Consider the following 25488-nt stretch of genomic DNA (forward strand, 5'->3'; position numbering starts at 1 on the left):
CAATAAAATATTTTATTTTTAAAGATTGAAATGATTTTTTAACGGCAAAAATCTAAAAAGAACTACTTTAACTTTTTACTTGCCGAATTCAAGTTAAAGTATATAGTAAAAGAAGAAAATAATAATAAAAATATTTTAAGTATTATTAAGCTTAAGAATAAAAAAGAATATAATAAAGTAGATATAGAATATTTACTAGAAGAAAGGTATTCAAGAGAAGAAATAAATTATCTAATAAATCAATATAATTAGTAATAAGATTATTCATTTTAGATTTGTGATATATTAATAATCTTTTTATACAGTGTGAATTTAATAGAACCAATAATCACTAACACAACATAAGTTATGTTAAGTCGCATTGGTTATAAGTTGCTTGTTTATTGTTATTACAGGGTTAATGGCAAATTTTCAGCAACTTATTAGTTTTTAATGAACTTTATCATATATACTTTTCCTATTTAATAGTGTATAATGGATCTAAATTATATTTATGATAGGAGATGGGTTTAATGAATAAAGTCGATCCAATCAGAGATAAAAGTTTAATTGAAGAAATTAAGACGGAGCTTCTAAAGGATAATTACCGCAACTATTTGCTTTTTGTTTTAGGAATCAACACAGGATTAAGAATTGGTGATATCTTAAAGCTAAAAGTTCAGGATGTAAGAAATAAAACTCATATCATTTTAAAAGAACAGAAGACAGGAAAGACTAAGAAGTTCTTTATTAACTCTGTTTTACGAGAAGCCCTGGACAGATATATTAAAAATATGTCTGATCATGAATATTTATTTCAGAGCAGAAATGGAACTAATCAGCCATTATCTCGCAGCCAGGCATATAGGGTGTTAAATAAAGCAGGAGAAACTGTAGGACTAGATAATATAGGCTGTCACTCTACCCGTAAAACATTCGGTTATCATCATTATAAACAGTACAAAGATGTGGCCCTGTTGCAGGAGCTATTTAATCATTCAGCACCCAGTATTACTTTAGATTATATTGGCATTAATCAGGATGTCATGGATAATTCGATGAAGAACTTTTCGTTATAAATGATTGGAGGCTAATTTATGGAATACGACGATATTATTGATTATGAACAAGAAAGCACTAAATTAGACTTTAAAGCAATCCAATATGACAGTACTAAGCATCAGGATTTGTTAAAGGATATTATTTCTATGGCTAATGCAGATGTCGAGGGTGAAAAGCATATTATAGTGGGGGTAAATCATAAAGCTAGTGGTCAAAGGGATATAGTTGGGATAGAAGAAGAGACCTTCGTAGATTCAGCAATTTACCAACAGTTAATAAGAGAAAATATTGAACCATATGTTGAAATTTCCTATGAACCTTATGAATATAATGGCAAAGATGATGATTATAAAGGCGACTTGGTAGGTATTTTTAAAATAGAAGATTGTGATGATAAACCATATATGATGAAAAAGAAGTATGAAGATCTAGATAAGGGAGATGCTTTTATAAGAAAAGGTACACATCAAACTCCTATGACAAGATCTGATTTAGATAAGATTTATGATAAAAAAGCGTTAAATGATTTTGATAAAAATATAAAGATTGGTTTCAAAAATACTGATTACTCTAAAAGGATTGAGTTATCACATTTAGATAAATTTGATTTACCTTCAGACAGAGCTGCTCAAAAAATAGAGGGAATATTAGAAGAGAAACGAAATTTAGAAGATGGTCTTGTTGATAGTGAACTTGTTGATATTCAAAAATTAATGCAGGGTTATACTAATCCATTTTCGTCTACACCATATGAAAATCGTAGTATTGAACGGTTAGAAAAGAATTTGAGAAATTTAAAAGAAACTTATAGAGACAATGATTTATATGAATTATTTATTAACTCTCATACTATTAATTTTGAAATATTGAACAAAGATACAGATTATATAAAAGATGCGTTTTTTAAATTAGAAATTCCATATAGAGATGAAATTATCGTTTTCAAAGAATTTCATGAGGAACCATCAGATGAACCTTTATTTATTGCTGCAAATCAAACACCAAGTTTTGAAGTGGTGAATTATCCAGATGTATATATAAATGAAGAGGAGAACAAATTTATTGCAGAAAATAATTTAGAAAATGTAAAGCATCACATACCCTCAGATGTATATAGTGTACCATTGAGAATTTTATTTAATGTCAATTTGGAGGGAGAAACTATAGAACTTAAGGGTATACTTTATGGTGAAAATTTGGTAGAACCAATTGAGAGAAGTTTTTTTATTGATGTAAAATAAGTATTATTGTTTTAGTATATGAAATTATATAACTACCTTTAAATAGAAAGGAAAGTAATTTTATGAACAATTATATTTATGCTCTGATAAAATTTGGTAAAGAAAAGCATATAAGAAGCCTTCAGGAGGGTATATTATATATGAATCCACTTTCTTATTTTAAAGGAATAGAAGAACAAGATAGCTCAAGAGGAGATAAAAATGAAGGATTACATAGGTTTATACAGCCTGAATTTGCCAACATTAAGGTTGATGATCATGTAGTTGACAATAATGATATTACAAAACCTGTAGAAATAAGAAGAAATAAAGAACAAGGTGTTAATTTATTTTGTATGTATTCAATTGACTTTAAAAGGCTTAAAAACAATGAATTTAAATTAAAATTGAAAAGAGAAATGCATGAATTTGGTGATACTGGCTTGATTGTTTTAGATTGTCCGGAATTTTTTAATAGGATTAATACAGCAATTTTTTCGAAAAATAAAGAGTTAAAGAATGGGATGATTGAATCTTTAGGAGACGGATTAGTTGAGTATGTTGATAAAAATAACTATAGTGGCAGGATGGGGTTATTTAAAAAGTTTAAGAATTATAGTTATCAGAATGAATTCAGAATAGCGTTAGATGTGCCAGAATCTTTATTAGATACAAATGATGTGTTTAAATTGAATATTGGTGATATCAGCGATATTACAAAAATATTTAAGACCAATGAATTTGAAGATATAATGGAAATAAGAACCGAATAAATAGAGAACTAAATCTAAAATAACCGAGTTATAATTTTAAAGATTTCTTAGTTCAAAATCACATCCAAACAAGAACAAAAATCTTGACTTTTTAACCTTAATAATGTAATCTAAATACACGTAGGGATAATCGAATCAGAAGTGTTGATACCTAAAAGATCAGATGCTTTTCAAATTTTAATACTGGAAATTTAACTTAAATAACTCTAAATATTTTCTAAAAAAAGTCTTTTTTATTGTCGTCAAGAAACTTAAATTATGAACACTAACAGTTCACAAAGGCTGTCAGATCAATGAATTATAATTTTTCTCAAAAAATCCTTGACGATAATAGAAGTAGCTGTTATAATATTTATTGTTGCTTAAGAAAAGTTTTAGCTTGCGCCCGTAGCTCAACTGGATAGAGCGTCTGACTACGGATCAGAAGGCTAGGGGTTCGACTCCTCTCGGGTGCGCCATTTAAAACATTAAGCCGTAGAAGAGATTTGAAAAGCGGTTATAATAATATATTTTAGTTTCATTTAAGAAGAGCAGCTGGTTTTATGCCGGCTGCTCTTTTTGCAATCTAAATTATTCATATTTAATTTCCACATCATTTTCTTTTAATTTTTTGATATCTTTCATATCCTGGTCTTTGTCCCCAAGTTCCAGATTGTTATATCTGAGATTTACATAGTCACCAGAATTTATCCCATTGTTTTTGACTAGTGGTGAAATATTTTCGATTTTATTGCCGCTTAAATCTAGATAATTGAGATTAATTAGATTCGATATTGGACTTAAATCTTTAATTATATTATAATTCCAGCCACCATCTTTCCACTTTCTACCCAGATCTAAATATGTTAAAGAAGTTAGGTTTTCTATCCCCTTTAAACTCTGAATTCCTTTTCCTGCAGCTTCCAATTTTTGAATATCATTAACCTCACTTTTATATAATGGTCCAGAGGGTTTATTTAATGCTTTTCTTACCGCTAATTCTAAACTTGAGTCATTAAAATTTACTATTTCAGTTTTTTTCTTAAAAACAGCAGTAATTGTTTTATTGCTGTCCATGGTGATCTCAACTGTTTCTTTTTCGCTTTCAAAATCACCTGTCCATTTAACGAAAGTTGAGTTATTACCAGCTTCTGCTGCAAGTGCTACTTTCTTTTCTGGAAGATATTTTGTCTTTTCTGGGTTTATATTTACCCTTCCATTTCCCTCAGCATTTACATTTAAATTGAATTCATCTTTTTGAGCATTAAAAAAGTTCCAACTTGTGGCTACCAGAATAAAAATTATTAATAATAAGAGACCAAACTTTTGTGATCTAGTTCCTAACATTTTATCAACTCCAGAATAATATTTGATAATAATTAACAGTTTTTACGAATTTACTTTTTCAGGAATAGATCCAGTAGTATTCATATATGAAGATATTTCTTCTGGCATTTTTACCTCACTATATATTAAATAAAGATAAATTATCAAAACAGAAATACTCGAAAACAAACCCGAATAATTTCCCCAGGCTGGGTTTATTAAGCTTTCAACTGGAAATCCAAAAAAAGTTAGCAAGGTATATGCTAATAAGATAAAAACCAAATTTATTAAAACTCGCCTGTGTGATCCCCTGGGACCATTACCATTCTTTTCCGATAAAGACTTTATTTTAACACCTTTAATTTTCCCGATAAATTTTACATCCTTCAGCGATTTACTTGTATGAAGTAAATTGACTACTGCTCCATCATTTTTTTCTAAAAAATCGAATGATAAAATAACTTCATTTTCATTTTGCTGTTCAATCTCAAAATTAATTGAATTAGAGGTGGTGGTGACAATTTCTTTATCCAGAATCTTTCCTTTAGGAAAAACAACTCTCAATTTTTCTGTTTGAGAAATATCATTTTTATTAATTACTTCACCACCGTTATTCCAGAAGGCAACATTAGTTGAAAAAACATTTGACACAGGTTTATCTTTATAGTAAACTTCCAGTCCTCCAATTTTATTGTATAAGTCACCGATTAAATTGATACTCCGAATACAAAACATAGGTTTCTTTTCTTTCTTGGATCTTAAGAACAAATATATACTTACAACTGCTAAAATAAAACTCAATAAACCAAATAAAGCAGAAAACTCCTCGATAAGTGCCAGCATATTTTCACCTCAAAATTCAATTTGTACTGTATATTTATAATAAAGGTTTAAGATTAAATTGAGCTTAGATATTCATTATAATTCGATTATTTTAGCAGCTGCTAAAAATAAAATTCGAGTTAGTTTGGAGATTGTGCTGGTAAAATTATAATATAAAAATAAAATATTGCATAATAGTAAACTCTAATAATTAATGTGAAATCATATTTAACTAAAGGGGGAGAGCAGAATATGAAGTTTCTAAAAAGTTCAAAATCCTGGGCTCTGGTTTTGGGGGTAATTATTGGACTGTTTTTCCTGACTGGGTGTTCTAATGATGCAACAGATACTCTGGCAACAGAAAAATATGATGTTAATTTTACTGTAGTTGATAAAATGAGTACTTATCCAGTTAGCGGTGCTGAAATAACTCTGGCTGGAGAGAAAGAAATTACAAATTTGGATGGTAAAGTTTCTTTTAAAAGGGAAGACGGTAGCTATGATTATAATGTTAAAGCAATAAGATATAATCAACTGCAGGGTAAAATTGTTGTTAATGGTGAAAATACATTTAAAGATCTTGAATTAGAAATTACAGCTTCTGGTGATGATGGAGATAGTATTCCAGCAGAAGATATAACTCCTCCTGTTTTTCAGAATTTATATGCAGTTGTAGGAGGCAGTGTTTATGGGGTTGTAGATCCAGAAATTAATATTAAAAAAATTACCGAAAGTGATCAGTGTGTAATTTTACATTTTAGTGAACCGGTTATTTTTGGAAGCTTTGACCGATTAGAGGATTTCGAGATACAAATTATTGCTGATGATTCGGAAAAATCGGTCAATATAAAAAGTTTTGCCGAAGTTTCTAATTATCCGGATTATTTAGTAATAGAAATTGAAGCAATCGAAAAAACTGGAGTTATTATTAAAGTAACTATTAGTAATAGTGGTCGTCAAAAAATATCTGATCTGGCAAATAATCTTTTAGAAGAGGTTCCAGAATTTCAAACTGTAAATATTTTATAAGTTAATTATAAAAATTTATATAAATTTTAACAAAAAATGAAAAAAGCTATTGACAACCGTTCTCAACAGGAATATAATGTAACCAGAAGAAAGAAGATTGTTAATTTTGTTTATTTAAACAATTTTGTTATAAAAAGTTTTAATTTCTAAATTTGTAGTGGAAAATTTAAAAGTAACAAAACAATAAAGGAAGCTATGACCATCTGTTTTTCGATATGGACACCTTATAACAGATGCGAGCCAATGGTGTAACCGGCCCTTAGGGGCCGGTTTTTGCATTTTATAGAGAAAAAATATTGGATTTCCTCAGTCTTTAAAGCAGTTAACTGCTTTAAAAACGCAAAAATTATATTTTGCGTTAGATAACAATTGTTTGTTGACTTATTTGTACACTTTAAGAAGGAGGTATATATTATGAAAAATGCTGGTAAAATAATTCTTATTGTGGTGGTAGCGATTTTATTTTTTGGTTCATCGGTACAGGCTCAACTAGATGCAAGTGAGGATGTTAATGTATATGCCGAAATATTAGATACAATTACAATTGATCCAGGTGATATGGGTGTTCAGGATATGGACTTTAGTTTTGGTACTTCTCCTACTGGAGGAAATGCAAGAATAATTTTAGGAACTGATGGAAGTCTAACAGTTGATGCTGATTCAGGTGCAAATATTTTCTGGAATGATACTGGAACACCAGCAGTTGTTCAGGTTGGTGGAACTCCTGATCGTGCCTATGTAGTAAGTATTGAAGATTTTGAAGTAACTCCCAGTCAGTCTACCAGCTCAGGTGATGTATCCATTGCTCTGGCTGACAGTGTATCTGGAGATTCTTTAACTGTAGATCAATTCCTGGTAGAAGGAACAAATATAGTGGATAGTGCCTTTAGCCTCGACGGCGATGGTTTTGATGAACTTACTATTGGAGCTGTTCTGACAGTGACAGATGGTATTTCTGTTGGCAACTATACTGGTCAGTTTATCTTAACAGTTGCTTATGAATAATAAAATTAAGGATAAAGGGGCCAGATTTGATTTCTGGTCCCAATTTTAACTTTAAATTTTTTCTTCCCAGCTGCAGAATAGAATTTTCTGCCAGCTAAAGCTAAAGGTATATTTGTTTTAGTGGAAGAGCTAAGGGGGGTTATACTTTGGATATTACAAAAGTAAGAATAAAAGCAATAAATTATTATGTTTTATCATTAATATTTTTGATTATCTTATTAAGTTTGACTCTAGAAGTGGAGGCAAATGTAACTGTCAATCCTACCCGTCTTATTTTAGAAAACGGACAAAGATCAGCAACGATTAAATTAATCAACCCTGACCAGGAAACAGCCACTTATAGAATTTCTTTGATTAACCTGGAGATGAAACAAACAGGTGATATAGAAGAACTTGCTATTGCCGATAATAGAGAAGAAAGAATTGAATCCCATTTTGCCAGAGATTTGATCCGTTATTCTCCCCGACAGGTTGTTCTTCCTCCGAGACAGGCTCAGGTTGTTAGAATCCAATTAATGATTCCATTCGACCTGAATTCTGGAGAATATAGAGCTCACATGCTGTTTCAGGAGATTCCGGATCAGGGTGAGCAGGGAAATGGAGATAACGCTGAAACAGGAATCAATATAGCCTTAAAAACGGTTTATGGGGTTTCTATTCCAATTATTATTCGTCATGGTGAAACCGGGGCTGAATTAGAAATTACAGATCTAGAGCTAAGTAACAACCTGGAGACAAAAATACCAGAACTTGCTCTGACTATTATAAGAACCGGTAATCAGTCTGAATATGGAGATATTGAAGTTAGCTATTTTGATGATAGTGGAGAAAAGAAATTAGTCGGTGCAATTAGAGGAACAGCTATTTATACTGATATTGAGAAAAGAAAGTATAAAATAAGCCTTAAAAATACCGACAGTTTAAATCTTGACAAAGGAGTTCTGGAGGTTATTTATAAAAAAATATCCGCAGAGGGAGGAGAAATTCTGGCCAGAAATGAATTAAAACTTTGATCTTGCTTTTAAAGTGAGGTGTTATCACAAATGAAAAAAATTGTAGAGGGTTTATTTTTAGTGTTTTTAATCTTTATTTTTGTTAGTCCTCTTAATGCTCAGGAAAAAACAGAGGGAAATTTAGTTCTTAAAGATGAAAATTTAATTTTGCTTGAGGTAGAGTTAAATAATTTGGGATTAAAAGACGAGTTTCTGACAGCTTATCGCTTTAACGAAACTGTTCTGCTTCCAATCGGACAGCTGCTGGCATTTTTGGAGCTGCCATTTAAAATAATTCCGGAGCAGGGATTGGTCGAAGGTTTTATCTGGGAAGAAGCCGAAAAATACAGTTTAAATCTTAATCAGGGAATTGCTATCTCTAATGGGCGCGAATTTTCCTTAAATAAATATAAAACAGAAGTGGACTGGGATGATATTTATCTGGAGACAGAATTAATATCAGAATGGCTTCCATTTAGTCTGGAACTTGATTTATTTAGGGCGACTTTGACTGTGGAAACAGAAAAGCCGCTTCCCATTCAGGAAAAGATAGACAGGCGCTATCGCTGGGACAGGCTCTCTAATCGGACGGGTAGAGCTGAGCGACCTATTTATCCAGCGGTTGAAAATCCATACAGTCTTTTTAATGGCCCTTTTGTTGATCACAGACTTTATTTTTCTGGTGATTCGACTCCCAGACATTATACAAATCTAGCTGGAGATATATTTTATCTAAATGGCAGACTTTTTATTTCGGGGCCTCTGGATGATCCACTGGAAGATGTTAGTGGGAGGCTGGGACGTCGCTCACCGGATCCAGATCTCCTGGGACCATTAAACGCTCATGAGTTCTGGCTTGGAGACCTGAGTCAGTCAGCGGTTAGCGATATTTCTTCCTGGGAATCAGTGCAGGGGATTTCAGTTAGTAGTTATCCCTACAGCCGCTCCCGAGACTTTTATTCGCATAGTTTAGAGGGCGAATTACCTGAAAACTGGGAAGTTGAGCTTTATGATAATGGAAATTTAATTGATTATCAGACTTCAAATGAAGAGGAACGATATCGATTTGAAAATATTCCTATTAGTTATGGAATCAATGAATTTACTCTGGTTTTTTATGATGAATTTGGTCGTAAGTACGAAGAAGTTAAGAAAATAAGGGTTGATTCTACTTTGATTCCCCCCGGCGAAAATCGCTATCAGTTTGAAATAGGCAGTGATGATCAGGATCAGAATCGGATATCTGTTGAGTTTAGCCGGGGAATAAATCCGAATCTTTCTCTAGTTACAAATTATGTTCGACTACCCATATCTGATCAAACAGAAGATTTTCTTCGTCTGGGTTTAAGAACATCCTTAAGTCAGATTTATCTGGAAGCTAATTATTTGAATGCTCTTGATGGAGGTCAGGGAGCTGAGTTAGGATTTTCCACTGATCTTTCTGGCACCAGAATTAATTTAACCCATGCTGAATTTGATGACTATAGGAGTGAGACAGTTTCGAATCTTAATCGGAGAACCAGTCTTGATTTGAGAAGAAACTTTCCTTTCCTCTCAAATTCCAGCCTGGGTGTCCGCCTTGATCTGACCAGAGAAGAAAATTATAATGGTGATATTTTAACTGAAGTCTATAATCGACTTTCAACTTCCTATAAAAAATATTCTTTTATAAATAGGTTAAATCTGCAGCTGCAGGAAGATGAGACTGAAGGTAGTGGAGATTTTGCAGTTCGAACCAGGATGAGGGATTATCGTTTACAGGGAAATCTGGGTTATGATATTAATCCCTTTGACTTAGAAACAGTGTCAGCAGATCTCTCGGGTTATTTAAATGCAGATCATCGTTTTAATCTGGGTTTCAGCAGAAATCTTGACCGGAGCGAAAATACCTATTCTGCAGGTATAGTACAGGATGTCGACTATTACTCCTGGGGTATAAATACCAGTTACCGGGATGATGGTGATTTTACAGTGGCCTTTAGTTTTTCAACCAGTTTTGGCCGCGATGATTTTAAAGAAGATCCTTATCATTTAGCACTTGGTCCTTCTGCTCGTGAGGGTGCTGTTCTGGTGACAAGTTATCTGGATACAGGTGAGGAGAAAAAACCTGTAGAGGCTGTTGCTTTTAAAATAAATGGTCGCACAGCTGATGTCAGAACTGATGAAAATGGAAAAGCATTTATTTATGGATTGAGACCTGATCTAAAAACTGATATTGCGATAGATCTTGAATCTTTAATCGATCCATTTCTGGTCAGTGACCCTGAGGGAGTTAGCTTTGTTCCCCGGGCCGGACAGACTTTTTATTTAGAACTACCAGTTATAATGACTGGAGAACTTGGTGGTTATGTTTATTTAGACAGAGGAGAAAGCACAAGCGGTATCAGAAATATTGAAGTTCAGCTTTTAGACAGTGAAAATAATGTTGTCAGAAGTACGCTAACAGCATATGACGGCTATTTTTATCTGGCTGAGCTGAGACCGGGTAATTATCTACTGAGGATTTCACCTGAAGCACTTGCTAGAAGAGAGTTAGTCGAGAATGAAGTTCAGGAGATAAGTATTCCTAAAAGTGGTGGATATCTTAATGATCTGCAGGTTATATTAAAAAGAAAGTAGTTAAAATAATTTCAGGAAAGGGACCGATTGGTTCTTTTCCTGAAAACCCTCGAAAGTATAATTGTTTTAACTGACTAATGAAGGAAGGGGGAGTATGAGATGAGAAAAAGTAAAATGCTTGCTGTTGTATTAAGTATTAGCATTTTTTCAATAATAATATTCTCTTTATTTGCATCTGCAACAGTTATGGAAAACGCTGGCTGTTTAAAAGTTAGCAAGAGCTGGGATGGGGATGATTTGCTGGCGCCTGAGATGGTAATAGTCGATATTTATAATTCCTCTGATAATAAAGTTGTCGGTATACTTTATTTGAATGAGCAAAACAACTGGGAGGATACTTTTTGTAATTTAGCTCCGGGAGAGTATTATGTTAAAGAGCGGCCGGTTTCTGGTTTTGATACTTTTTATCCAGCCGGTAACAGGGTGCAGATTACTGATCTAAATGACAGCGAAAATCCGGTGGAGTTAGAAATAGTAAATGAATATGCTTATCCACCCAGAACTTTTAAACTTAGTATTTATGAGGTTACGATTGTAGATGATATCTATCGAGTAACTGTTACTGTCTGCGCCGATCAGGATGGTAGTATCGAACGGGATATTTACTTCAATGATCAAAAAAGCGAAGTTGATTATATAGATTCTAAACCAATAACTCTTTTGAATAAAGGAGAATGTCAGCAGATTACTTTTGAAATAAATGTTGGTGACTTAGATTTATCACAACCTTATTATGTAGGTTATACTCAGCCGAATCAGTGGATAGAAATTGGCGAGCCCCGACAGTTTATACCGGTATCAATTGCAAAATTGGAAGATCTTTATTTTGGTTCATTTACAGCAGCTGATGGCACAATAACAGTTGACCCCGCCGGTGTTTTAACAACGGGAAATGGTTATTCTGGCTATCATGATGGTAATCAGCAGCCTGCTGTTATTGAAGTGATCTGGCTTCCATATACTCAGTATAATATTAATTTTACTGATCAGACTATTATAAGCCATGATGCAAATAATAAGATGACTGTCAGCACTTTTGTAACTGACAATGATAGCAAAACCCTGGATGGAAATGGTTATGGTATTTTTAATATCGGAGCAACTCTGGATGTTAATGCTAATTTAGATCCTGGTTTATATAGTGGACAATTTTTTGTTACCGTTACTTTTGAGTAATGTTTCAGCTTGTAATAATTATTATAGAAAGGGTCTATGATAATTTGATTTGTAGACCCTTTATAATGAGAGTTTGTGGCTTCTTTATAATAAGAGGTAGAAAGATAGGATGGTTTTGTTTTTAAAGTCGGCTTTGAAGGAACTTTTATCATCTTTAAAAGTTCTTGACAAAGAAGATTAATTTGTAGTAGAATTAAGTTAAAGTAAATAATCACCCTGGCAGAGAAGGGCTACTTTTTCCGAAAGGTTAGAGGCGCAAAGTTGGAACCTAAGGTTTAATAACTACGGTTGACTGACTACCTAAGTAGGGTTATATGTCTTCCTGCTGTCATTATGACTGCAGGTTTTATATTTTGTGCTCTCCTTGAAGGGGTAAACCTATTGTGAAGTAGGGACACAAAGCTAAGGGTCTGAGCAGATCAGACTGCCTGGCTGCAAAAGGAGGAAAAAATGTTAAAAAAAATTAGTTTAATTGTTCTTTTTCTAGTTTTAAGTTTAAGTCTACAGGTGGCGGCGGATAGTGCTAGAGTTGGAATGTCAGTGACTATTATCGAACCTACACAGAAATTAGAAACTAGAAGAGCAGTTAATTTTGAAAGTGAATTTGCTAATAAAAATATAGATGCAGATCAAAAGGTAATGAAAATCGAAGCTGCAGGCGAGACAGTTATCAGCTCTAATCTTCCCTGGGAAATATATGCTGAAACACCCGAGCTTAATGGGGTGGATGTCTATGTTAGAAATAATTTAAATAAAAATTGGGTAAAAGTTAGTCAAAGCCGACCAGTTTTAACAAATAGGACACTGGATAGGGCCAATTTAACCTGGGATGTTAAAGTAGTTGCAGCTGCGGATAAAGAAGTAAAACCATTTGCGGTTGATTTTAAAATCGACTGGCCTAAAAATTAATTATAATATCTGAGAGTAAAGTGCACGTTTTTGCAATATAGTAAATATAATAGATTTTTATAAAAGAAAAAGTACTTAACGTCTGCTTCTGCAGGCGTTTTCTTTTGCTTTTAAAGTTGAAAATAGAGCTGATTGAGGGAAGTGTCTGTTAGCTGCTTGAAGTCAGATAAATTTTTCGGAGAAAATGCTTGCAAAAATTATGAGCAGCTGTTATAATAGTTGATGTTGCAAGTTGAAATATTGTATTTTTGCAGGAGTTATTCTATGGAAGATGATATAAAATATATGAAGATGGCCCTGGCAGAAGCCAGGAAGGCTTATCAAAGAGCTGAAGTTCCAATCGGTGCAGTTGTTGTCTGTGATGATCAGGTTGTTGGCCGTGGGTTTAATCTCCGGGAGCAAACTCAGGACCCAACTTCTCACGCTGAAATGATTGCTCTGAGAGAAGCTGCCGCAAATGAGGCTAGCTGGCGCCTGGAAGATTGCCAGCTTTATGTGACTCTTGAGCCCTGTCCCATGTGTGCAGGAGCAATTTTGCAGTCTCGGATTAAGCGCCTTGTTTACGGAGCCAGCGATCCCAAAGCCGGAGCTGTCAAAAGTCTCTATCAGCTTTTAAATGATGAACGCTTTAATCATCAGGTGGAAGTTGAAGCAGGAGTAATGGAAGCAGAATCAGCTCAGCTTTTAAAAGATTTTTTCCGTGATTTAAGAAAACGGAAGGATGGGTGAGTCTGGCTGAAACCGCTCGACTCGAAATCGAGTAGACAGTTTTGCTGTCTCGGGGGTTCAAATCCCTCTCCTTCCGCCATTAGATTTTATCATCCATAGATTATATATAAATTTTCAAAGTAGAGACTTAGAATTGGAGTAATTGAGTTAGTTAACTAACTTCTGACGGCCTCGATGGCCAAATACTGAAACTAACCTTGCGTAATATTAAAGAAAGTTTCAGTGCAATTACCAACCTCCAATCTCTAACCTCCAAAACGGAGAGGTGTCCGAGTCTGGCTTAAGGGGCCCGCCTGGAAAGCGGGTGTAGGCTCAAACCTACCGAGGGTTCGAATCCCTCCCTCTCCGCCATTAAAATTTTATAATTTTTGCTTAAGATTTGGCCGCACTAAATGGGGTGGTAGCGGTGCCCTGTAACCTGCAAACCGCTAGAGCAGGATTGACGCCGTGGCTGAGGATTTTTTCTTTCAGGGTCTGGCCCTGATAAGTAGTGTTGACAATTGGGTCTCGCGCAATGAAGTCTTGTGAACCCCGTCAGGTCCGGGAGGAAGCAGCGGTAAGCAAGTCGCTTCATGTGCCGCGAGGGTGCCTGGTTCGAGCCAACTGTCAGGGTAACGCCTGGGAGAAAATCTTCGAAGCTCGGTGTGCGGCCACTTTTTTAAAACACCCGGAATAGGGTGTTTTTGTTATATAATACTATTTTTGAGGTGAAAAAAATGTCCTTTCTCTCTCTTTATCGAAAATACAGGCCAGAAAATTTCAATGATCTGATCGGTCAGGATCAGGTCAAAATAACGTTGAAAAATGCTTTAAAAAATGACAGAGTAGCACACGCTTATCTTTTTGCTGGTCCCAGAGGAACGGGAAAAACTTCAACAGCGAAAGTTTTTGCCAAGTCACTAAACTGTGCTAATCCTTCAGCTGAGTTCGAACCCTGTGGAGAGTGTAATTCCTGTCAGAGAATTGAAAAAGGCAATTCGCTTGATGTAATTGAAATCGATGCGGCTTCTAATCGTGGTATTGATGAGATAAGAGAGTTGAGAGAAAAGGTCAAATTTTACCCGGGTGAGGGACAGTATAAAGTTTATATCATTGATGAGGTGCATATGCTGACCAAAGGAGCCTTTAATGCCCTTTTAAAAACTCTCGAAGAGCCACCTGAGAGTGTAGTTTTTATTCTGGCAACAACAGAGCCCCACGAAGTTATTACAACTATTATGTCCCGCTGTCAGCGTTTTGATTTTACTTTATTAACCTTATCTGATTTAAAAAAACGTCTGCAATATATTGCAGAGGCGGAAGGTTATGAAATAGACAGAGAAGCTCTGGATATTTTAGCTCGCAGTGCCCGGGGTGGAATGAGAGATGCAATTAGTCTTCTGGATCAGGCCATTTCTTTTAGTGATGGTCGGTTAAGTGCTGATGAGATTTCCAGGATGCTGGGCAGAATTGATAAATCGGATTTAAAAGAATTTTTACTTTATTTAAGCAGGGAGCAGAGTCAGCAGGCTCTCCAATTATTGAATAAACAGCTGGATTCAGGTCTTGGAATCGAGCGGTTCAGTGAAGAATTAATAGAATACTGCCGCGAACTACTTCTGATTAAAGAATGTGGGATTGATTCCGGAATTTTAGAGTATTCTCGTAGCTATTTAGAAGAAATCGCTTCTGTTGCTGCTAATTTGAGTACCAAAAAGATAACTCGAATTATAGATGAGTTTGCTTCTTTAAAGCAAAAGCTGCGCTCAAGTGCCAGACCCCGTTTACAATTGGAGATAAGTGTTATAAAATTAAGTAGTAGGGGAAGCAGTGGCAGCTCACTGGAGGCCCGTCTTTCTGAACTGGAGTTTAAATTAGATAATTTCTTAACCGGGAATGATAGTTCTGATTTTAAGCAGAAAATTAAGACTAAAAAATCTGCTGCCCAAATGGAAACAGTTAATCAGCCTGAGTCAATAAATAAAGCTGAGCAAAAAACAGCTGAGGAGCAAAAAGAAAGCGAAAATCTGGAACAAAAAAATGAACAAAAAAATGAACAAAAAAGTGAGCAGAAAAATGAACAGAAACCGACTGTAGCAGGAAGTCAGAACGATGATAAAATTGCTCAGGAGGAAACAACAGCCCAAAAAGAAGTTTCAGACGAAACGGTCAGCCAGTCTGATAATTCTGGTGGTGCGGTTAGCTTACAGAAGGTTAAGGAAAACTGGGCCCGGGTTTTAAAAGAAATTCGTCAGCTAGATGTATCAGTTCAGGCACTTTTGAGAGAGGGTGCTCCTACAGCAGTGGAAGGAAAGACAATTATTATAGCTTTTCCTGAATCAAAGAAATTTCATTATAAAGGGGCTTCTTCCAATCAGGCAATGGTAGCCAGAGTTTTGAGGAATACATTAAATGAAGCTGTTGAAATAGAATTCCAGCTTGGTGCTAAAAAAAAAATAACTGACCAACCAATTGATCAACCAGCAGTCTCCAGTCAAGTTGAGAGTGATGAAGTTGATCTGGTAGAAGATTTTAATTCTGAGAAGGATGAACCTGCTTCGCAATCAACAGATTTGAGCGATCAGGCGGGGGAATTGGATATAGAGAGTTTAGCCAGAATTTTTTCTGGTGAGATTATTGAAGTGGACCAATCAATTTTAGAAAATAGAGGAGGAAATTAATAATGAATATGCAAAAAATGATGAAACAGGCACAGAAAATGCAGGCTAAGATGGCTAAGATGCAGGAAGAATTGGAAGAAAAGACACTTGAGGCAACTGCTGGTGGTGGAGCTGTTAAGGTAGTAGTTAATGGTAAACAGGAAGTTGTTGACCTGCAGATTGACCCTGAAGTAGTTGATCCTGACGATGTAGAAATGCTGGAAGATCTGGTGCTGGCAGCAGTTAATCAGGGTATGCGCGAAGTTCAGGAAATGGTAAATGACGAAATGGGTAAAGTGACTGGTGGTATGAATCTACCAGGGATGCCCTAATGAATCCATATCCTAAACCTATGGGGAAATTGATCGGCGAGCTCAGTAAACTGCCCGGTATTGGGCCTAAAACTGCTCGCCGTCTTTCTTTTTATATACTGGGTCAGCCTAAAAGTGATGTTAAAAACCTTTCGGATGCTCTGATTGAGGCTCGCGAAAAAATTAATTACTGTTCAAACTGTAATCATCTGACTGAAGGTGAGACATGTACTTTTTGTCAGTCTGACGATCGGGACAGGACTTCGATCTGTGTGGTAGAAAGTCCCCGTGATGTGGTGGCTATGGAGAAGACTGGTGAGTACAATGGACTTTATCATGTGCTGCATGGAGCTATCTCACCGATGGATGGAATTGGACCTGATGAGATAAAAATTAGGAATTTGATTCCCCGGCTGGAAAAAGATGAGGTTAAAGAGATTATTGTGGCGACTGATCCCAATGCTGAGGGGGATGCTACTGCAATGTATCTGGCTAAACTTATTAAACCACTGGGAGTTAAGGTGACCAGAATAGCTCATGGAATCCCTGTGGGGGGAGATTTAGAATATGCAGATGAGGTAACTCTTTCTAAGGCTCTGGAGGGAAGAAGAGAGTTATAACCATTTTCGTTTATATTCATTTATGAGCGTTCATGTACACGTACCGTGCACCTGTCGGATTTTGTCGCTGGTTGCACCAAAGAGACTAAATAAGCTCGAGAAGTCCCTTTCTGAGGGGCTTTTTTCTATATTAGCAGTAAAAATTTAAGCAGATATTTCGACATAAATCGGGTGGTTCACGGTGCGTGTACGTTTTATGCCCTTGACATTAACCCCAGGCTTTGTTAAAATACTTAAAATATTAGATTACAAAAAAACTAAATTATTATCCATTTATCTCAATTATTACATATTTATAAGTTCTTTTAGCAGTTCTCTGTATTTTTAAATATTAATTTTTAAAAAATCAAGGAGGTTGGTTATGGAAAAAATAATTAAAGAAGGCTTGACTTTTGATGATGTTCTACTGGTACCAGCTGAATCAAATGTAGTTCCCAAAGAGGTAAGTACAAGATCTAAACTGACTGATGAAATTTATCTCAACACCCCGATCATTTCTGCAGGAATGGACACGGTTACAGAAGGTGATATGGCAATTGCAATGGCCAGAGAAGGTGGTCTCGGTGTTATTCATAAGAACATGCCGATTGAAGTTCAGGCTGCAGAGGTTGACCGGGTAAAACGTTCTGAAAGTGGAGTTATCGTTGATCCTTTCTTTTTAACTCCGGATGCTCTGATTGAAGAAGCGGAAGCTTTGATGTCGAAATATCATATTTCTGGAGTGCCAATTGTGGATAAAGACGAAAAACTGCTCGGGATTTTAACTAATAGAGACCTTCGTTTTGTAGAGGATTATAAGCGTCCTGTTTCGGAAGTCATGACAGATGAAAAACTGGTTACTGCTCCGGTTGGAACTGATCTGGAGGGAGCCAAAGAGCAGCTGAGAAAACATAAAATCGAAAAATTGCCGATTGTAGATGAGGATGGTGTTTTAAGAGGGTTAATTACTATCAAAGATATAGAAAAGGCAAAACAGTATCCGCTGGCTTCTAAAGATCAGCAGGGAAGATTGCTGGCTGCAGCAGCTGTAGGTACAGGCAATGATACAGACGAGAGAGTGGCCGCTTTAGTTGAGGCTGGAGTTGATATTCTTGTTATTGATACAGCACATGGACATTCGCAAAATGTACTGAATGTTGTTGAGGCTATTAAAAGCCGGTATCCAGAACTACCTGTTGTTGCTGGTAATGTAGCAACAGCTGAGGCGACAGAGGCTTTAATTAAAGCTGGAGCTGATGTAGTTAAGGTGGGGATTGGTCCTGGTTCAATTTGTACTACTCGAGTTGTGGCCGGTGTTGGTGTACCTCAGATCACGGCAATCAATGATGCTGCAGAGGTAGCTAAAAAACATGGCAAAACAATTATTGCTGATGGTGGTATTAAATATTCGGGAGATATTGTTAAAGCTATCTCTGCTGGTGCCAATACAGTAATGATTGGAAGTTTGCTTGCCGGTACAGAAGAAAGCCCGGGAGAATTAGAGATTTATAAGGGCAGAAGTTACAAAGTTTACCGTGGTATGGGCTCAGTTGGTGCTATGAAAAAAGGAAGTAAGGATCGTTATTTTCAGGAAGATGAGACAGAAGCGGAGAAGTTTGTGCCTGAAGGAATTGAAGGAAGGGTACCTTATAAAGGAACTCTGGGCGAAACTATTTATCAGCTGCTGGGTGGTTTAAAGTCTGGTATGGGTTATTGTGGAACTCCAGATATTGATTCTCTGATCAATGATTCTCAGATGATCAGAATTTCTGCAGCAGGTTTACGCGAGAGCCATCCTCATGATGTAAAAGTAACTAAAGAAGCTCCAAATTACAGTGTTGATTAAGTAATAAAATTTATATTAACCAATTAACAAATAGATAAAAAACCGCTCTCTGCATTTTAGCAGAGAGTTTTTGTTTTTTGCAAATAATTTTAAGTAATTGTCAGAGCTTAAAAGGCTTTGTTGCTAATTTTACAGACATCAAAGCTAAATAGTATTAAGATTATACCTGTAAGTTAAAAAGAGCCAAAACAAATTTGCTTTAAAATGATAATAATTATTATGCTATCAAAGTTTACAACGGGGGGAATTAAAATGAGCGATAAAAATAGACAGGAAGAGAACTTAATTATTATTGGTGGTGGACCTGGTGGTCTATCTGCTTCTATTTATGCTGCGCGTAATGGGGTAGCTCCACTGGTCTTAAATGGTCCTGAGCCAGGTGGACAGATTACAACAACTTCAGAACTTGAAAATTATCCTGGTTTTCCGGAACCAATAGGTGGTTTTGAATTAACTCAAAAGATGACAGAACAGGCCGAGAATTTCGGGGTGCGCCTTGAATATGAGAGTGCCGAAGAGGTTGATTTTTCTGGAGATAAGTTTATTGTTCAAACAGAAGCTGGAGAATATATTGCCGATTCAATTATTATTGCTACCGGTGCTGAACCTAAAACTCTGGGTCTTGATAAAGAAGATAGTCTCCGCGGTAATGGTGTTTCTTATTGTGCGACCTGTGATGCAGCATTCTTTAAAAATAAAGAAGTTGCCATTGTAGGTGGTGGAGATACAGCATTATGGGAGTCAACATTCTTAGCCAAATTTGCTTCTAAAGTTTATATTCTACATCGACGCGATAAATTTAGAGGTGCAAAGATCCTTGGTGATCGGGTAAAAGCTAAAGAGAATATAGAGATTCTCTGGGATACCGAGGTTAAAAGTCTTAAAGGTGAAAAGAAACTGGAAGGTCTCCGCATTTTCAACAATAAAACTAATGAAGAAAGAGATCTTAATGTAGACGGACTATTTGTTGCTATTGGTCATCATCCCAGGACAGAGTGCCTGAACGGACAGATCGAGCTTGATGATTATGGTTATATTGTAACAGATAAAAAACAGCACACTAATGTGCCGGGAGTTTTTGCCTGTGGAGATGTGCAGGATCCGGATTACAGACAGGTGGTAATTGCGGCCGGTTCTGGTGCCAAAGCAGCCATTGAAGCTTCAGAATATATCGAAGAAAAGGAAGATGCCTTTCCAGCCAGAGAGGTTAAAATGAAAAATATGTCAGCTGAATCTGATTCTGAAGATAAAGCTGCTGCTGAAAAAGAAGAAGGAAGTTTAAATTTAAGCTTGAGTCTGGATTAAATCAACAAAAAAGGATAAATATTTAGGATAACATTTAAACCGACAGACATTCCTGGAAAGATTGAGGATGTCGAGTCGGTTTTTTTATTAAAATTATTAAAAGTTTCTAATCAAGGAATAAATCTACTCCGGAGCTTGATTGCATTAAACAGGGGATTATTATATAATTATACTATAAATAAGATTATTTTAACAAAGCTTAGAGAGGGGCTGGCAGTTTTGGCAGAAGGTTTTTTTATTACATTTGAAGGTATTGAGGGCTCGGGAAAAACAACTCAGATTAATCTACTTGCGGGTTATCTGCAGAAAAAGGGTTATGATGTTTTAGTTAGCCGGGAACCAGGAGGAACACCTCTAGGTGAAAAAATCAGACAGCTGCTTTTGGATCCTCAGTATGATTCAATGGATTACAGAACGGAGATTCTTCTATATGCCGCTGATAGAGCCCAGCATGTTAAAGAAAAGATAAAACCTGCTTTAGAGCAGGGGAAAATTGTGATTTCCGATAGATTTGTAGATTCAAATCTGGCCTATCAGGCTGCAGGAAGAGGTCTTGATTATGATATGGTTTATCAGATTAATGACTGGGTAATTGATTCTACCTGGCCTGACCTAACTTTTATTTTGGATATAGATATTAAAGAAGGTTTAAAAAGAGCCAGAGCTATGAGCCTTGATGAGGCAGGAGACAGACTGGAGAGAGAGGTAGATGATTTCCACCAGCGAGTTCGGGATGCTTATCTTGAGATGGCAGAGTCTAATAGATTTGCCCTGGTAGATGCGGGCGGAACTGAAGCTGAAGTCCAGAATGATATAAAAAAAATTATCGCCAGGAGGTTATTCTAATGGAAAAAAGAGCAAAAACAGGTAAAACAGTTAAGATGGTAGTGGCTGTGGTCCACGATCATGATGCAGCTGATCTTTTGGAAGCACTGACAACAGCCGGTTTTCAGGCAACAAAAATGGCATCAACAGGTGGGTTTTTAAGAGAAGGTAATACTACCTTTATGATTGGTTCAGATGAGGAACATGTGGAAGAAGTTCTGGATATTATCAAAGAAAATTGTGAGTCGAGAAAAAAGACTGTGGCACCAATGTCACCTGTTGCAAATTCATTAGAAGGATATTATTCTTTCCCCATGGAAATTAAAATTGGAGGAGCAACTGTCTTTATTATTGATGTAGAGCAATTTATTAAGATGTAGTTTATTAATGAGATTTATTAATTATTTATTTTGTTTTGAATTTCAATTTTTATCTTTAAGTTATTAGCTTAAAAAATCAATAGCTCAAAAAGATATTCACAGTAATTTTAAAGGAGTTTTTAAATGAGTTTTAACTCAGTTATTGGACAGAAAGAAGCAGTAGAAATACTGCAGGATGAAATAAAAAATGAACGAATTAGCCATGCCTATCTTTTTTCAGCCAGAGAAGGCAGCGGCAAATCAAAACTGGCTTTTGAATTTGCAAAGGCCAGTTTTTGTGAGGAAGCTGAAGCTGACAGCTGTGGTAGCTGTATTAACTGCCGCAAAATGGATCACAAAAACCATCCTGATTATAAAGTGATCTCTGTGCTGGAAGGTAAAAGCGCAATTTCAATTGACCAGATTAGAGAATTGAAAAAGGAAATTGCTTATAAGCCTTATGATAGTGATCATAAAATTTATATAATAGAAGCAGCTGAAAAAATGACAAAAGAAGCAGCTAACTCGCTTCTAAAAACTCTGGAGGAGCCACCTTCTTTTGCTACTATAATACTGCTGGTTGAGGATAGTGGCAAACTGCTGCCGACAATTGTCTCTCGCTGTCAGCAGATTAAACTGCGCAATGTAGACCAAAAAAAGATTAAAAATATACTCCTGGATAAAGGTTTGAGTCAGGAAAAAGCAGAAATTATCAGCCTGACAGCAGCTGGAAGTCCGGGACGAGCTTTAGAAATTATAGAAATTGATGATTATTTTGAACAGCGACAGCTGATTTATGATTTTTTGAAAAATATAAAAAGCAAAAATACGATAGAAATATTTAAGATTACTGAAAAAATCAGTTCACTGCTTAAAGCTGATTTTCCCTGTTTTGATTTGCTATCAGACTGGTATCGCGATATAATGATGATTAAACAGGATTATCTGGAAGCAGTGATTAATAAAGACTATTTTGAGGAATTAAAAGGGCTTGCTGCAGAGCTGAGCCTGCAGGGTTTGATCAGTGATTTAGAACTAATAGCTCAGAGTGAAAAGTATATTGAACGCAATATTCGAGAAGAACTTAGTCTGGAAGTCTTATTTTTCAAACTGCGCCAGCCTGATCAAGAATAGATAAATGAGGTGTGTATTTTAATGAAGACGGTAGTTGGAGTGAGTTTTAAAAAAGCCGGAAAAATCTATTATTTTGATCCTGGTGATTTAGAGATAAAAACCGGCGATTATGTAATAGTGGAGACTGCCCGGGGTATAGAATATGCCGAAGTAGTTGTTGGAAAAAAGGAAATCTCAGATGATGAAATAGTTGCGCCTTTAAAGGATGTTATCAGAAAGGCGACTTTAAAAGATAGAGATAGACATGAGAAAAATTTAGAACTGGAAACAGAAGCTTTCGATATTTGTCTGGATAAAATTGATAAGCACGGCCTGCCGATGAAATTAATTGATGTAGAGTATACCTTTGATCACAATAAGATTATATTTTACTTTACAGCAGATGGCAGAGTTGATTTTAGAGAATTAGTTAAGGATCTGGCATCTGTTTTTAAAACAAGAATTGAACTGCGTCAGATTGGGGTTCGGGATGAGGCTAAAATGTTGGGTGGACTGGGTCCCTGTGGACTTCCGGTTTGCTGTGCAACTTTTTTGCGTGATTTTCAGCCAATTTCGATTAAAATGGCAAAAAAACAGGATTTATCACTAAATCCTTCCAAAATATCAGGTCTCTGTGGCCGCTTAATGTGCTGCCTGCGCTATGAATCTCAAACTTATAAAACTCTAAAGAAACTGATGCCCAATGTTGGCGAAAAAATTGAACTCGAAATGGGCAAAGGAAAAGTTGTAGATCGCAATCTGGTTAAGCATACAGTGGAAGTCGATATTGGAACAGAAGAAAATATAGAAGTGGATGTAGATGATCTGGATGAATATGATTTAGATTAAATGGAAAGGAAGGAAATTTAATGGATCAGGAAATATTAAGCAGCCTTGCCCATTTTCAGGAACAGATCGAGGCACTTTCCCTCCGTTTTCATAAACTTAAAGATATTACCTATAAATTATATCAGGAGAATGAAGAACTGCAGCGGGAAAATGAAGAATTAAGATCTCTTCTTTTTAAAGATCAGGAAGAGGCCGAAGAGGCTGTGGTGGAAAAAGAAGGTTACAGTAATTTGATTCATATTTATGATGAAGGTTATCATGTCTGTCCTTTAAGTTTTGGAGAAAAAAGAAAAGGAGACTGTCTTTTTTGTTTAAATCTGCTGGAAAACCAGGGTAAGGAGAAATAATTGATGGAAGAGATTCATTATTTAATTGAAAATGAGCTCGAAATTATACAGGATGATAGATTTTTTAAATTCGGGACTGATTCTGTACTTTTAGCAAATTTTGTGGAACTCCGTCGAGGAGATAAAGTAATTGATCTTGGTACAGGCAGTGGTGTAATTCCACTGCTTTTAGCATATAAAAATGAGGATCTAGAATTAACAGGAGTAGAAATCCAGGCTGAAGCAGCTGATTTGGCAAGAAGGAATGTGGAATTTAATCAGTTAGAGAATCAAATTAAGATTATAAATGAAGATCTCTGTCAGCTGGAAGGAGTCTTCGAAGCTGGTTCTTTTGACGCAGTAGTTTCTAATCCTCCCTATCTGCCGGTCCAGGCCGGGAAGATGAAGGAAAATGATTTTGTGGCAGCTGCCAGGCATGAGATTTATGCTGAGCTGGAGGATGTTGTAGCAGAAGCCGCCAGACTTTTAAAGTATGGAGGACATTTTTTTCTTGTTCACAGGGCGGAAAGATTGACAGAAGTTATAGAAACTCTGGCCAGGCACAACTGTCAGGCAAAGGAGCTGCGGCTGGTGCAGGCCCGGATTGACAGTGAGGCTGATATTTTTTTGCTTAAGGCTAAAAAGGGAGCTAATCCTGGTTTGCGGGTTAAACCAGTGTTGATAATTTATCAGGAACAGAGCAGTGAATATACCAGGGAGTTAAAAGATATTTATGGATTATAACAATTTACAGGAGGAATTTTTTTGTGTGCAGCAAAGCTATATTTATGTGGAACCCCAATTGGTAATTTAGATGATGTTAGTCAGCGGCTGCTGGATACTCTAAAAAACGTTGATCTGATTGCCTGTGAGGATACACGTCGAAGCCAGAAACTTTTAAATTATTTTTCTATCAAAAAAAAGATGCTCAGCTACCACGAGCATAACGAGCAAGAAAGAAGTAAAGAGCTGATTCAGTTTTTAAAAGAAGGGAAAGAAATTGCTTTGATCAGTGATGCCGGCATGCCTGGAGTTTCAGATCCAGGAGAAATTCTGGTTAAAAAAGCAGTAGCAGCCGGTATTGAGGTTGTTCCTATTCCCGGTCCCAGTGCTTTTTTAGCTGCACTGGTGGTTTCCGGACTTGATATCTCTTCTTTTTCTTTTAAAGCCTTTATTCCCCGCTCTGGTAAAAAAAGGCAGCAATTTTTAGAGGAGCTGGCACTATCTCGGGATACTACAGCATTTTATGAATCACCATACAGACTTAAAGACACACTAAAAGATCTCTGTCAGTTCAGCCAGGAACTGGCTTCACGCCAGGCGCTTGTTGCTAGAGAAATAACCAAAATGCATGAGCAAAAATACTATGGAAGTGTGGCCGAACTGGAAGAAGCACTGAGAGATCAGGAGATCAAAGGCGAAATCGTTGTAGTTATTGCTGGTCGCAGTCAGGTTGAGCAGGAAAATGAAGGTTGGGAAGATTTAAGTATTCTGGAACATCTTAAACTTTTAATAGAGAGTGGGATGACCAAAAAACAGGCAATAAAAAAGGTTGCAAAATTAAGAGATCTGCCCAAGAGTGAGGTTTACAAAGAAGCAGTGGTCATTTCGGTCGATAAAAATAAATTTGAATAAATTTTAGTACAATTTTTAAAAACAATTAAGCCAAAAGATTCATGATTAAATTTGGAAAGGA

At 36.0% G+C, this 25488-nt stretch carries 24 protein-coding genes, 3 tRNA genes, 1 other RNA gene and 2 riboswitches; of the genes, 26 read left to right on the top strand and 2 right to left on the bottom strand.

Annotated features, from left to right (window positions below; all coding sequences use genetic code 11):
* The first annotated feature begins 512 nt into the window (after positions 1 to 512).
* From DFR80_RS03915 to DFR80_RS03930, 4 genes are all read left to right on the top strand, one after another.
* On the top strand, positions 513 to 1058 hold the full coding sequence (locus DFR80_RS03915; RefSeq protein ID WP_110300677.1) for a site-specific integrase: 546 nt from the start codon (positions 513 to 515) through the stop codon (positions 1056 to 1058).
* 18 nt (positions 1059 to 1076) lie between these two features.
* Entirely contained in the window at positions 1077 to 2282 is a 1206-nt protein-coding gene (locus DFR80_RS03920; RefSeq protein ID WP_114489263.1) for an ATP-binding protein, read from the top strand.
* Between the two features lie 140 nt (positions 2283 to 2422).
* Entirely contained in the window at positions 2423 to 3034 is a 612-nt protein-coding gene (locus DFR80_RS03925; RefSeq protein ID WP_147270168.1) for a hypothetical protein, read from the top strand.
* Between the two features lie 381 nt (positions 3035 to 3415).
* A tRNA-Arg gene (locus DFR80_RS03930) sits at positions 3416 to 3492 on the top strand.
* Between the two features lie 112 nt (positions 3493 to 3604).
* Here DFR80_RS03930 and DFR80_RS03935 read toward each other — a convergent pair.
* Positions 3605 to 4360 (bottom strand): leucine-rich repeat domain-containing protein, encoded by a 756-nt coding sequence (locus DFR80_RS03935; protein ID WP_114489265.1) that lies wholly within the window; start codon positions 4358 to 4360, stop codon positions 3605 to 3607.
* A 42-nt stretch (positions 4361 to 4402) separates the two neighbouring features.
* The gene (locus DFR80_RS03940; RefSeq protein WP_076544122.1) at positions 4403 to 5182 is read right to left on the bottom strand and encodes a hypothetical protein; all 780 of its coding nucleotides are present in this window, start codon (positions 5180 to 5182) and stop codon (positions 4403 to 4405) included.
* 231 nt (positions 5183 to 5413) lie between these two features.
* Between DFR80_RS03940 and DFR80_RS03945 the strand changes: the two genes are divergently transcribed.
* From DFR80_RS03945 to rsmI, 22 genes are all read left to right on the top strand, one after another.
* Positions 5414 to 6190 (top strand): hypothetical protein, encoded by a 777-nt coding sequence (locus DFR80_RS03945; RefSeq protein WP_114489266.1) that lies wholly within the window; start codon positions 5414 to 5416, stop codon positions 6188 to 6190.
* 179 nt (positions 6191 to 6369) lie between these two features.
* Positions 6370 to 6457: riboswitch (cyclic di-GMP riboswitch) on the top strand.
* A 147-nt stretch (positions 6458 to 6604) separates the two neighbouring features.
* Positions 6605 to 7195 (top strand): DUF4402 domain-containing protein, encoded by a 591-nt coding sequence (locus DFR80_RS03950; protein ID WP_114489267.1) that lies wholly within the window; start codon positions 6605 to 6607, stop codon positions 7193 to 7195.
* A gap of 146 nt (positions 7196 to 7341) precedes the next feature.
* Positions 7342 to 8208 carry a molecular chaperone gene (locus tag DFR80_RS03955; protein WP_114489268.1) on the top strand — a complete coding sequence of 289 codons (867 nt, stop codon included), beginning with the start codon at positions 7342 to 7344 and terminating at the stop codon, positions 8206 to 8208.
* Between the two features lie 30 nt (positions 8209 to 8238).
* Complete coding sequence (locus tag DFR80_RS03960; RefSeq protein WP_114489269.1) at positions 8239 to 10806, top strand: hypothetical protein; 2568 nt, start codon at positions 8239 to 8241, stop codon at positions 10804 to 10806.
* A 99-nt stretch (positions 10807 to 10905) separates the two neighbouring features.
* Positions 10906 to 11982 carry a DUF4402 domain-containing protein gene (locus DFR80_RS03965; protein WP_114489270.1) on the top strand — a complete coding sequence of 359 codons (1077 nt, stop codon included), beginning with the start codon at positions 10906 to 10908 and terminating at the stop codon, positions 11980 to 11982.
* Positions 11983 to 12343: 361 nt separating this feature from the next.
* Positions 12344 to 12422: riboswitch (cyclic di-GMP riboswitch) on the top strand.
* Positions 12423 to 12432: 10 nt separating this feature from the next.
* The gene (locus tag DFR80_RS03970) at positions 12433 to 12891 is read left to right on the top strand and encodes a hypothetical protein (RefSeq protein WP_114489271.1); all 459 of its coding nucleotides are present in this window, start codon (positions 12433 to 12435) and stop codon (positions 12889 to 12891) included.
* A gap of 264 nt (positions 12892 to 13155) precedes the next feature.
* The gene (gene tadA, locus DFR80_RS03975) at positions 13156 to 13620 is read left to right on the top strand and encodes a tRNA adenosine(34) deaminase TadA (protein ID WP_076544130.1); all 465 of its coding nucleotides are present in this window, start codon (positions 13156 to 13158) and stop codon (positions 13618 to 13620) included.
* Positions 13607 to 13699, top strand: a tRNA-Ser gene (locus DFR80_RS03980). Before tadA ends, DFR80_RS03980 begins: the two co-directional genes overlap by 14 nt.
* Positions 13700 to 13879: 180 nt before the next feature.
* Positions 13880 to 13971: transfer RNA gene (locus DFR80_RS03985), tRNA-Ser, on the top strand.
* 32 nt (positions 13972 to 14003) lie between these two features.
* Positions 14004 to 14270, top strand: an RNA gene (ffs, locus tag DFR80_RS03990) — signal recognition particle sRNA large type.
* A gap of 66 nt (positions 14271 to 14336) precedes the next feature.
* Positions 14337 to 16280 carry a DNA polymerase III subunit gamma/tau gene (gene dnaX / locus DFR80_RS03995; protein ID WP_076544131.1) on the top strand — a complete coding sequence of 648 codons (1944 nt, stop codon included), beginning with the start codon at positions 14337 to 14339 and terminating at the stop codon, positions 16278 to 16280.
* 2 nt (positions 16281 to 16282) lie between these two features.
* A complete protein-coding gene (locus DFR80_RS04000; RefSeq protein WP_076544132.1) occupies positions 16283 to 16591 on the top strand; it encodes a YbaB/EbfC family nucleoid-associated protein in 309 nt (102 codons plus the stop codon).
* Positions 16591 to 17190, top strand: a complete 600-nt coding sequence (gene recR, locus DFR80_RS04005; RefSeq protein WP_076544133.1) for a recombination mediator RecR — start codon at positions 16591 to 16593, stop codon at positions 17188 to 17190. Before DFR80_RS04000 ends, recR begins: the two co-directional genes overlap by 1 nt.
* A gap of 361 nt (positions 17191 to 17551) precedes the next feature.
* A complete protein-coding gene (guaB, locus tag DFR80_RS04010) occupies positions 17552 to 19015 on the top strand; it encodes an IMP dehydrogenase (RefSeq protein WP_114489272.1) in 1464 nt (487 codons plus the stop codon).
* Between the two features lie 252 nt (positions 19016 to 19267).
* The gene (trxB, locus tag DFR80_RS04015) at positions 19268 to 20320 is read left to right on the top strand and encodes a thioredoxin-disulfide reductase (protein ID WP_114489273.1); all 1053 of its coding nucleotides are present in this window, start codon (positions 19268 to 19270) and stop codon (positions 20318 to 20320) included.
* A gap of 219 nt (positions 20321 to 20539) precedes the next feature.
* Positions 20540 to 21166 carry a dTMP kinase gene (gene tmk, locus DFR80_RS04020; protein WP_076544207.1) on the top strand — a complete coding sequence of 209 codons (627 nt, stop codon included), beginning with the start codon at positions 20540 to 20542 and terminating at the stop codon, positions 21164 to 21166.
* Positions 21166 to 21525, top strand: coding sequence for a cyclic-di-AMP receptor (locus DFR80_RS04025; RefSeq protein ID WP_076544136.1), 360 nt, complete (start codon positions 21166 to 21168; stop codon positions 21523 to 21525). Before tmk ends, DFR80_RS04025 begins: the two co-directional genes overlap by 1 nt.
* 123 nt (positions 21526 to 21648) lie before the next feature.
* Positions 21649 to 22638 (top strand): DNA polymerase III subunit delta', encoded by a 990-nt coding sequence (gene holB / locus DFR80_RS04030; RefSeq protein ID WP_076544137.1) that lies wholly within the window; start codon positions 21649 to 21651, stop codon positions 22636 to 22638.
* 21 nt (positions 22639 to 22659) lie between these two features.
* Complete coding sequence (locus tag DFR80_RS04035) at positions 22660 to 23466, top strand: stage 0 sporulation family protein (RefSeq protein WP_076544138.1); 807 nt, start codon at positions 22660 to 22662, stop codon at positions 23464 to 23466.
* A 20-nt stretch (positions 23467 to 23486) separates the two neighbouring features.
* A complete protein-coding gene (locus tag DFR80_RS04040; protein ID WP_076544139.1) occupies positions 23487 to 23813 on the top strand; it encodes an initiation control protein YabA in 327 nt (108 codons plus the stop codon).
* A gap of 3 nt (positions 23814 to 23816) precedes the next feature.
* On the top strand, positions 23817 to 24536 hold the full coding sequence (locus DFR80_RS04045; RefSeq protein WP_084566086.1) for a tRNA1(Val) (adenine(37)-N6)-methyltransferase: 720 nt from the start codon (positions 23817 to 23819) through the stop codon (positions 24534 to 24536).
* Positions 24537 to 24557: 21 nt separating this feature from the next.
* Complete coding sequence (gene rsmI, locus DFR80_RS04050; protein ID WP_076544141.1) at positions 24558 to 25427, top strand: 16S rRNA (cytidine(1402)-2'-O)-methyltransferase; 870 nt, start codon at positions 24558 to 24560, stop codon at positions 25425 to 25427.
* Positions 25428 to 25488: the final 61 nt, after the last annotated feature.

This window comes from Halanaerobium sp. ST460_2HS_T2 (assembly GCF_003337665.1).
Taxonomy (GTDB): domain Bacteria; phylum Bacillota; class Halanaerobiia; order Halanaerobiales; family Halanaerobiaceae; genus Halanaerobium; species Halanaerobium kushneri.